This is a genomic window from Pseudomonas sp. GCM10022186 (assembly GCF_042656385.1).
Taxonomy (GTDB): domain Bacteria; phylum Pseudomonadota; class Gammaproteobacteria; order Pseudomonadales; family Pseudomonadaceae; genus Metapseudomonas.
On the sequence record NZ_JBHSOU010000023.1, the window covers coordinates 1 to 11,404 of the forward strand.

The following is an 11,404-nucleotide window of genomic DNA, read 5'->3' on the forward strand; positions in this document are numbered from 1 at the left end:
TCCCAACAGCATGACCTTCGGGGACTTCATCCTGGCGAGCTGAGGACTCGCAGGTTGCGGTAGCGGAAAAGGGGGGGAAGCGCCAGGCGCTTCACCCCCCTTTTTCATGGCGGAAAACCTGTCCCCATAACAATCGGCAGTAGACATCGGCGCTCTGTCACGGTCACCGATCCGATTGCAGCTCGGTATGCAAGAAGGATGCCTCCGAAATGCCCGGTTTCCTCACTTGAATCAACGGTTGCATTCAGCTGATAAGTGGGAGCGCCACTCGAGCCGCTCTGGAGCGGGGCTTTCGTCGGTGTTGGCAGCGGCATGCCAGGGCGGTAAGGACAGTATTACTGCATGTTTAGGCGTATCTGGAGTGATTGATTCTTCTTATTTTTAGTAAATTCAAATATCTATAGTATTTTTACATTTTGAAACATGTCGCGACGTATTCTTGACAGTGTCTGGGCGTGGACCTTTAGTCAGGAATGAGAAATTGTTATTTCTCGGCAGACTGCATCCAGGACGGGACGTTGCAGCCTTTGGCAGCTTGATCTGCTGGGGAGAACGTCATCATGGATATCGAGTGGTCGCGGCATCGCGTGCTGGAATGCCCCCCGATTTGCACACGCATTTCGGGGAGGTTCCACGGGCCGCCTACCGCGTGCATCTGACCGCCGCCGACTAGGGCGCGGCGCGTCACTGATCCGAATCATTCCCCTGATACCTGAGCCCTCATAAGGGCTCGGTGTTTTCGTTCATGGATTCGATTCGGTCTTTTCATCGGCTTCTTCGTTGCAAACGTGGAATCGCTCCCGCGTGGGCGTGATTCAGCCTGACTTTTTGCTGCCGGAACTGAGGAAATAAAAATGGCCAACTTCATTCGCTCTGACCTCGAGTTCATTCTCCAGCAGATTCTCATCGCTGAAGCCAACGCGGCGGGCCGGGACCTCACCGCCCTGTTACCCAACAGCCAGGTGCCCTTCGGCTTGCGTACCGTCGATGGAAGGTTCAACAACCTGATCCTGGGCCAGTCCCTCCTCGGTGCGGCCGATCAACTCTTTCCGCTGTTCCTCGACCAGTCGTTCCGCAACGATCTGGATGGCGATACCTTTGACCTGAACGGTCCGGCGCCAGGCGGTGAGCTGACCAATACCAATTTCGCTACGACCGGACCGCTGGGCGGCAATGTGGTGGATGCCGATCCGCGGATCATTTCCAACTTGGTCGCCGACCAGACCAGCAACAACCCGGCGGCGGTCCAGGCGTTCGTCGAGGCTGGACTAGGGGCCATCTCCGACGGCACGCAGATCGATCCTGCGACAGGGCTGCCATTCGTAATTGGAACCCTGCTGGACCAGAACAATACCCCGGTTCCCGCTGGTACGCTGCTGACGGTGCTCAACACCACACCGGACGAGGGCCTGTCGGCTCCGTTCAACACCTGGTTCACCTTCTTCGGCCAGTTCTTCGACCATGGTCTGGACCTTATCCAGAAGGCCAACAACGGCACCGTGTTCATTCCGTTGCAGCCGGATGACCCCTTGTTCGTGCCGGGTGGTACGAGCAATTTCATGGTCCTCACCCGGGCCGACAACATCGCCGTGGGGGCCGGCGCGGACGGGGTCCTCAACACTGCCGACGACGTGCATCGTCACCTGAACACCACGTCGCCCTTCGTCGACCAGAACCAGACCTATACCTCGCACCCCTCGCACCAGGTGTTCCTGCGTGCCTATGAGCTGAACGCGGCCGGCCAGCCGGAGGCCACCGGCAAGCTGATCACCAACCGCAATCTGGGCGCCGATGGGTTGTTTGGCACCGCGGACGACGTGGAACTCGGCGGCATGTCCACCTGGGCAGTGGTCAAGGCCCAGGCCCGCGACTTCCTCGGGATCAACCTGACCGATGCCGACATCAATAACATCCCGCTTCTGGCCACCGACCTCTATGGCAACTTCATCAGGGGGCCGAATGGCTTCCCGCAGGTGGTGATGAGGGGGTTCGATGACATCGCCGGCACCACCGATGATGTGCTGGTGGAAGGTAATCCGGCAGTGCCCATCAGCCTGGCCAACGCGGTGCGCACCGGCCAGGCCTTCCTCGTCGACATCGCCCATATCGCCAATCCCTTCGACAGCGTGACCGGGGCACTGAAAATCGCGGATGCCGATGGGGTCGTCGGTGTCGATGATGGTATTGCCGGCACCTATGACAATGAACTGTTGGATGCGCACTTCATGGCCGGCGACGGCCGGGTCAACGAGAACATCGGCCTGACCGCCGTGCACCATGTGTTCCACTCCGAGCACAACCGCCTGGTGGATCACACCAAGGACGTGGTCCTCGCCTCCAACGACCTGGCCTTCCTCAGCGCCTGGCTGATGCCGGGCACCGCGCCGGCCACCTTCCCGGTCACGCCGGAGGAAATCGCCGCGCTGGACTGGAATGGCGAGCGCCTGTTTCAGGCCGCCAAGTTCGGCACCGAGATGCAGTACCAGCACCTGGTGTTCGAGGAGTTCGCCCGCAAGGTACAGCCCAACGTTGACGCGTTTCTGGCACCGGACGGCTTCGATGCGACCATCGACCCGGCGATCCTCAACGAGTTCGCCAGCGTGGTGTTCCGCTTCGGTCACTCCATGCTGACCGAGACCATCGACCGCCTGGATCCCAACTTCGCGTCCAGCGATATTGGCCTGATCTCCGCCTTCCTCAACCCCCTGGCATTCAATCAACTCGGCGGCGTGACCGTCACCGCGGAACAGGCCGCTGGTGCCATAGTGCGGGGCCTGACCCGCCAGCAGGGCAATGAGATCGACGAGTTCGTCACCGAGGCGGTACGCAACAACCTGCTGGGGCTGCCGCTGGACCTGCCGGCCATCAACATCACCCGCGGTCGCGACACCGGCGTACCCTCGCTGAATGCGGCGCGCCGCGAGTTCTACCAGATGACCGGCGACAACCAACTGAAGCCGTATGCCAGCTGGGTCGAATTCATGGGCAATCTCAAGCATGAGACTTCCCTGATCAACTTCATCGCGGCCTATGGCACTCACGCGAGCATTATCGGGGCCACGACCCTGGTCGCCAAACGACTTGCGGCCATGGAACTGGTATTCGGTACGGATCTGAACGGTGACGGCTTGCTGGCGGCCGACCGCCTGGATTTCCTGAATAGCACCGGAGCCTGGGCCAGTGGCGCGAATGGCGTCACTACCACCGGGCTGGATGCCGTCGACTTCTGGATCGGCGGCCTGGCCGAGAAGCAGATGCCCTTCGGCGGCCTGCTCGGCTCCACTTTCAACTTCGTCTTCGAGACCCAGCTGGAAGCCTTGCAGAACGGTGACCGCCTCTACTACCTGGCCCGTCTCGCGGGGTTGAACTTCCTCACCGAGATGGAGAACAACTCCTTCGCCAAGCTGGTGATGCTCAACACCGATGCGCGGCACCTGCCGGCGGACATTTTCTCGACTCCTGCATTCATCCTCGAGTCCAACCCCCTGACGCAACGCACCGGCCTTGACGAGCCCGGACCGGATGGCGTCCAGGGAACGGCCGACGATGTCGCCGGCGTCGATGGCCTTTTGGGTAACTCCGACCCCTTTGGCGGCAGCGGCTTGATCCCACTGGTGATCCGCGACGACCCCGCGACGCCTGTCGTCGACACCAACTACCTGCGCTACACCGGCGAAGACCACGTGGTGCTCGGTGGTACCGACCTCGATGACACCCTGATCGCCAGCATCGGCGACGACACCCTCTGGGGTGACGCCGGCAACGACCGCCTGGAAGGCGGCGATGGCGTCGACAATATCGAGGGTGGCGACGGCAACGACATCATCACCGACCGGGGTGGCGACGACGTCCTCAAGGGCAATGCCGGCGACGACGTCATCCACGGCGGCAACGGCGAGAACCTGATCCTCGGCGGTGACGGCAGCGACTTCATCGTCACCGGCGAAGACATCTCCGAGACCTTCGGCGGACAGGGCAACGACTTCATCCTCGGTGCCCAGATGAACCTGCCGACCTTCGGCAACGAGGGTGACGACTGGATCGAGATCGGCACTTCGGACGGCGCCGCTGGCGACAACTTCGACCCGCTGGAAGCCAGCACCATCCCAGGACATGACGTCTTCATCACCGGCGGCGGCTTCGACGAGGCCGAGGGTGAGGGCGGCGACGACATCATGGTGATGTCCGACGGCGAGGATCACCTCAACGGCGGTGGCGGTTTCGACTGGGCCAGCTATGACAACGATCTCCTCGGCGTGTCGGCCGACCTGCTGGTCAACGACCTTATCGAGCCTCCGGTGGCGCCCTCGAACCAGGGCATACTCGACCGCTTCGCCTTCACGGAAGGCCTGACCGGCTCGCCATTCGCCGACGTGCTGCGTGGCGATCACGCCGACGCGGCGGAGATCAACGTACCCGGGCCGCTGAACGGCGGACTCAACGCCGAGGGCATCGCCCGCATCACCGGCCTGCAGGATTTCCTCAACCAGATGCTGGGGACCGATGCAGTACCTGTGGTGACCTCCTTCGCTTCCGGCAACATCATCCTTGGCGGCGGTGGCAGCGACATCATGGAAGGCCGTGGTGGCGATGACCTGCTGGACGGCGAGCGCTTCCTCAACGTGCGCATCGCGGTGGCCGGCCACGTGCCGCAGCCGGGGCAACCGGTCATCACCACCGCCGACAGCCTGGTGGAGCTCGTGCCCTTCCTGCTTTCAGGGGAAATCACCCCCAGTCAGCTGAGCATCGTCCGTGAAATCAATACCGCCGCCGTTGCCGCTTTCGATACGGCGGTGTTCTCCGACGTCCTGGCCAACTACAACGTGACCACCGATGCGGTCACCGGCGTGACCACGGTCGAGCACCTGGTGGTGGACGTCGACGGCAACGTAGTCGCAGGCCCCGACGGTACCGACCGCGTGGTCAATATCGAGCGACTGCAGTTCGCTGACCAGGCCGTGGTGCTGGTGGCCGGTCTCAACGCCGAGCCGGTTGGCCAGTTGGCGATTGATGACACTACGCCGGCGGTGAACCAGGTGCTGACCGTTTCGGCGGCAGGCATCACCGATGCCGACAATCCCGGGACCGGCGCGATCACCGGCCCCATCAGCTTCGTCTGGCAGGTCGAACGTATCGCCGGCACGGGCGTTTTCGAGGACCTGCGCGTTGAGGGAGCCAACAATCCGGCGACGGTCCATGGCAACACCTTCCGCGTCACGCCCGATCTAGACGGGCTGGCACTGAGGGTCAGGGCGGTCTACCAGGATGCCAACGGGACGCTGGAAAACGTGTTCTCGGCGGCGACCACGCCGGTCACCGGCGTCATAGTCGTGGCCCCGCCGGCGCCGATTCCGGAGGAGAGCCCCACTGTCAGCCCGGGTAACGGCCTGCACCTGATCCGCAGCGACCTGCAGTTCATCCTCGATCAGATCCTGATCTCGGAACAGCATGCGGCCGGCGCGGACCTGCTGTCTCTGCTGCCGAACTCGCGGGTGCCCTTCGGCATACGCACAGTGGACGGCTCATTGAACAACCTGGTAGTGGGGCAGACCGATTTCGGTGCCGCGGACCAGGACTTCCCGCTGCTGGTGGACCAGCAGTTCCGCAATGACCTGGACGAAGCTCCGTTCAATGGCATCACCAACACCAACTTCGCCACCACCGGACCTGTGGATGGCAACGTGGTCGATTCCGATCCGCGGATCATCTCCAACCTGATCGTCGACCAGACCATCACCAACCCGTCGGCGGTGCAGGCTTTCCTCGAAGCGGGGCTGGGCACCCAAGCGGTGGATCCGGTCACGGGTGCGCTGCTCTTCAATGCCGATGGCACGCCGATCATTCTCGACCTCGATGGCGTGGTCATTCCACGGGGTCAGACCCTGACGATCGGCAACACGACCCCTGACGAAGGCCTGTCGGCGCCGTTCAACGCCTGGTTCACCTTCTTCGGGCAGTTCTTCGACCACGGCCTCGACCTGGTACAGAAAGGTGAAAACGGTACGGTGTTCATTCCGCTACAGCCTGACGATCCGCTGATCACCCATGGGCCTGACGGTGTCGCCGGCACCGGCGATGAGCTGACCGATCCGGCCCTGCAGTTCATGCTGGTCACCCGCGCCACCAATACCCAGGTCCTGCCTGGCGTGGACGGCATCCTGGGGACCGCCGACGATGTGCATACACAGAACAACCAGACCACGCCTTTCGTCGACCAGAACCAGACCTACACCTCGCATCCGGCGCACCAGGTCTTCCTGCGTGCCTATGAACTCGTTGGCGGCGTGCCGGTTGCAACCGGCCGGCTGATCACCAATCGCGACCTGGGCGCCGATGGGCTGTTCGGCACCGCCGACGATGTGGAACTTGGCGGCATGTCCACCTGGGGCGTGGTCAAGGCCCAGGCACGCGACCTGCTGGGAATCGAGCTCGATGACTTCGATGCCCTCAATGTGCCGCTGGTGGCGGTCGACCCGTACGGCAAGTTCATCCCTGGCGCGAACGGTTTCGCCCAACTGGTGATCGATCTCGGCCCTGACGGCCTGCCCAACACGGTGGACGATGTGCTGGTGGAAGGTAACCCGGCCGCGCCGATCAGTCCCACCGCGGTTGGTGCCCTGCGTACCGGCCATATGTTCCTCGCCGACATCGCCCACAGCGCCAACCCCTTCAGCGCCTTCGGCGTTCCGCTCACGCCGGACGGCGACGCCGTTGCCGGTGTCGACGATGGCCTGGGGACCACCTATGACGACGAACTCCTGGCCGAGCACTTCATGGCCGGTGACGGCCGGGTCAACGAGAACATCGCCCTGACCGCCGTGCACCACGTGTTCCACGCCGAACACAACCGCCTAGTCGTGCACATCAAGGATGTGGTCCTTGCCAGCAACGACGTTGCCTTCGTCAACCAGTGGTTGCGCACGCCGATCACGACCCTGCCCACCACGCAAGGGGAGATCGATGCCCTGCAGTGGAACGGCGAGCGCCTGTTCCAGGCGGCGCGCTTCGGCACCGAAATGCAGTACCAGCACCTGGTGTTCGAAGAGTTCGCCCGCAAGGTACAGCCGCAGGTGGACGTGTTCCTGACCGAAGGCCAGGGCTACGACGCGACCATCAACCCGGCGATAGTCGCCGAGTTCGCCCACGCGGTGTATCGCTTCGGCCACTCGATGCTGCTCGACACCGTCGACCGCCTCGACCCCAATTACGTCTCCAGCGAAATCGGCCTGGTGCAGGCCTTCCTCAACCCGCTTGCGTTCGATGCCAACGGTACCCTCACCGCCGAACAGGCGGCGGGCGCCATCGTGCGCGGCGTGACCCGGCAGCAGGGCAACGAGATTGACAATCATGTCACCGAGGCGCTGCGCAACAACCTGCTCGGCCTGCCGCTCGACTTGCCGACCGTCAACATGACCCGCGCCCGTGACACCGGCGTGCCGTCGCTCAACAGGGCGCGCCTGGACTTCTACACCGCCACCGGCGATGCCCAGCTAAAGCCCTATGCGAGCTGGGTCGACTTCGCGATGAACCTGCGGCACGAATCGGCGATCGTGAACTTCATCGCCGCCTATGGCACTCACGTGAGCGTCACCAGTGCGACGACGCTCGCTGACAAGCGCCTGGCCGCCATGGAGCTGGTCTTCGGCACGGACCAGAACGGGGATGGCGTGGTGGCGGCCGACCGCATCGAGTTCCTGAACGGCCCGGCGGCAACTACAGGCGTCGATGATATCGACCTCTGGGTCGGCGGCCTGGCCGAGCGGCAGATGCCCTTCGGTGGCCTGCTGGGCTCCACCTTCAACTACGTGTTCGAAAACCAGATGGAGAAGCTGCAGAATGGCGACCGCTTCTACTACCTGGAGCGCACGGCGGGGCTGAACTTCCTCACCGAGCTGGAGAACAACTCGTTCGCCAAGTTGATCATGGCGAACACCAACGCCACGCACCTGCCGGGTGACGTGTTCTCGACGCCAGCCTTCATCCTCGAAGCCAATGCCCTGGTACAGCACACCGGCCTGAACGAGGCCGGCCTGGATGGCATCCAGGGGACGGCCGACGATGTGGCGGGTGCCGACGGCCTGTTCGGCAATTCCGACCCGCAAGGCGGCAGTGCCCTGCGTCCCCTGGTGATGCGTGATGACCCGACAACCCCGGGAGTCGATGCCAATTACATGCGTTATACCGGCGAAGACCATGTGGTCCTGGGCGGTACCGCGGGCAATGACATTCTCATTTCCAGCATCGGCGACGACACGCTGTACGGCGATGCCGGCAATGACAGGCTCGAGGGTGGCGATGGCGTCGACATGATCCAGGGTGGCCCCGGCGACGACATCATCACGGACCAGGGTGGCGACGACAACCTGCAGGGTGGCGACGGCAACGACGTGATCCATGCCGGTAATGGCATCAACCTGATGCTCGGTGGCTTCGGCAAGGACTTCATCATCACCGGCGAGGACGAGTCGGAGAGCTTCGGTGGCCCGGGCGATGACTTCATCCTGGGCGTGCGGCCGAACGAAATGGTGTTCGGTAACGAAGGCGACGACTGGCTCGAGCACGGCATGGCCGACGGCAGTGCCGGCGAGAACTTCGATGCCCGTGGCCTGGACGCCATAGTCGGCAATGACGTGTTCATCGGGCAGGGCACCATCGACCGGATGGAAGGGGAGGGCGGCGACGACATCATGGTCGGCAATGGCGGCCCGACCGACCGTTACATCGGTGGCTCCGGCTTCGACTGGGCGTCGTTCAAGGATGACCCGGGCGGCGTGAATATCGACATGCGCTTCCGCGCCTTCAATGAAGCACCTCTCGGCGCCTCCGCGGCGTCGGTACTGGCACGCTTCGAATCCACCGAAGGTCTGTCGGGGTCGGCATTCAGCGACATCCTGCGTGGCGATGATTTCGACGCAGCGGGCATATCCGTCTCCGGCTTCACCGGCAGCGTGCTGACCAACCTCGACCTGATCGACGGCCTGCGGTCATTCCTGGGCTCTGCCGGCGTAGGTCCGGATGGCATCCCGGGTAATGCCGACGACAGCTTCGGCGCCGGCAATGTCATCCTCGGCGGCAATGGCAGCGACCTCATTGAGGGTGGCGGCGGTGATGATCTGATCGATGGCGACAGCTGGCTGAACGTGCGCATCAGCGTTCGCCAGAACATCGATGGCACCGGGCCGGAAATCGCCAGCTTCGATAGCTTGACGGCACTCGTGCCCTTCGTCACCACGGGCGTCTACAACCCGGGGCAACTGGTCATAGTGCGCGAAATCCTGCTGGGTTCGGGTTCCGGCTTCGACACTGTCGGATTCTCCGGCAACGCCGCCGATTACACGGTCAGCATCAACGACAACGGTACCCCGCTCGATACCAGTGACGACATCGTCACGGTGACCGACGTGGAAGTTGGGCGGGATGGTGTGGACCGGCTGACCGGCATCGAGCGCCTGCAGTTCGCCGATCAGACGATGGACCTGGTCTCCACCGGCAATACCGCTCCGCAGGGGCTGCTGACGCTGAACGATGTGACACCTGAGGTCGGTACCCTGATGAAAGTATCGATCGAAGGCGTCACGGATGCCGACAATCCTGGCGGATCGGTCAGCGGTCAGGTGGTCTACTCCTGGCAGGTGGACAATGGCGATGGCCTGTTCCAGGACATCATCCAGATCGATGTCGCGGCTGCGGACCAGGTGGCCAGCGGCGCCAACTTCAGAGTGACGGCTGATCTCGCCGGCCTGGCCCTGCGGGCCAAGGCGATCTACAAGGATGCCAATGGTGTGCTGGAGACCGCGTTCTCGGCACCTACCGCGCTGGTGTTGGCTACTCCGGTTCAGGACACGGCCACCGGCGAGCCGGCCATAAGCGACTTGAGCCCGACCCAGGACCAAGGCCTGATAGTCGGGCCGGGTACCATCGATGACCCTGATGGCCTTACCACCTCGATCTTCAACTTCCAGTGGCAGTCATCGAGCGATGGGGTCACCTTCACCAATATCGCCGGGGCGACCAACCGTGGCTTCACCCCGACTGCGACTCAGGTTGGTCAGCAGTTGCGGGTAGTGGCGAGCTTCACGGATGACCTTGGCGGCGCGGAAACGCGGACGTCGGCGGCAACGGCGGTGGTGGGGGTCATGATCCTTGGGACCCCTGGCGCGGACATCCTTGTTGGCAGTGTCGGCGGCGACATGATCAGCAGCGGTGACGGCAGCGACACGCTGGTCGGTAGCCTGGGCGATGACACCCTCGTTGGCGAGGTCGGTGACGATCTGCTGATCGGTGGGCCTGGTGCGGATGTCATGGTCGGCGGCGTCGGCAACGACATGTACGTGGTCACCGAGGCCGGCGACACGGTGACCGAACTGGCCGCCGGCGGGCACGACACGGTGTCGACCGCCCTGGCCACCTACACCCTGGGGGCCAATGTCGAGGGGCTGTTCTTCGGCGGCAGCGGCGACTTCGTCGGCATCGGCAACGCGCTGGACAACGTCATCGCCGGCGGTGCCGGCAATGACGTGCTGGTCGGTGGTGCCGGAGCCGACACCCTGGTCGGTGGCCTGGGCAACGATGCGTACAACGTCGACAACGTCGGGGATCTGGTGATCGAGGCGGATGGCGGCGGCGTGGATTCGCTGGTGACGACCCTGGCCAGTTACACCCTGGGTGGCACCATCGAAAACCTGGTCTTCGACGGCGGCGCCGATTTCACCGGTATTGGCAATGGGCTCGACAACGCCCTCACGGGCAACATCGGCAACGACCTGCTGATTGGCAATGGCGGTGCCGATACCATGACCGGCGGCCTGGGTAACGATATCTACGTGGCTACCGAGGTCGGTGATCTGGTGGTCGAGCAGGCCGGCGAGGGGCATGACACCGTCGCCACTTCGCTGTCGAGCTACACCCTGGGGGCCAATGTCGAGGGCCTGTTCTTCGGCGGCAGCGGTAACTTCACCGGCATCGGCAACGCGCTCGACAACGTCCTGGGCGGCGGTGCCGGCAACGACCTGCTGATTGGCAATGGCGGCGCCGATACCATGGCCGGTGGCCGGGGCAACGATATGTACGTGGTCACCGAGGCCGGCGACCTGGTGGTCGAACTGGCCGGTGAGGGGCACGACGGGGTGACGACCTCGCTGTCGGTCTACGCGCTGGGGGCGAACGTCGAAGACCTGTTCTTCGGCGGTGCCGGCAACTTCGACCTGGCTTTCGGCAACGAGCTGGGCAACACCCTTGTCGGTGGCGCCGGTCAGGACGCGTTGTTCGGCCTGGGCGGCAACGACTACCTGGTGGGGGGCACCGGTAACGACATCTTCGTCTTCGGTGCGGGGTTCGGTCAGGACATGATCGCCGACTTCACCCTGGGCCAGGACCGGCTCAACCTGGAGAACCTGGGAATCAC

General features: G+C 63.4%; 1 protein-coding gene. It reads left to right on the forward strand.

The annotated features are described in order from the left end of the window. Window positions 1–854: 854 nt before the first annotated feature. Window positions 855–11,404 (forward strand): peroxidase family protein (locus ACFPU0_RS11370; RefSeq protein WP_377693088.1); only part of this gene is annotated, 10,550 nt, incomplete at its 3' end.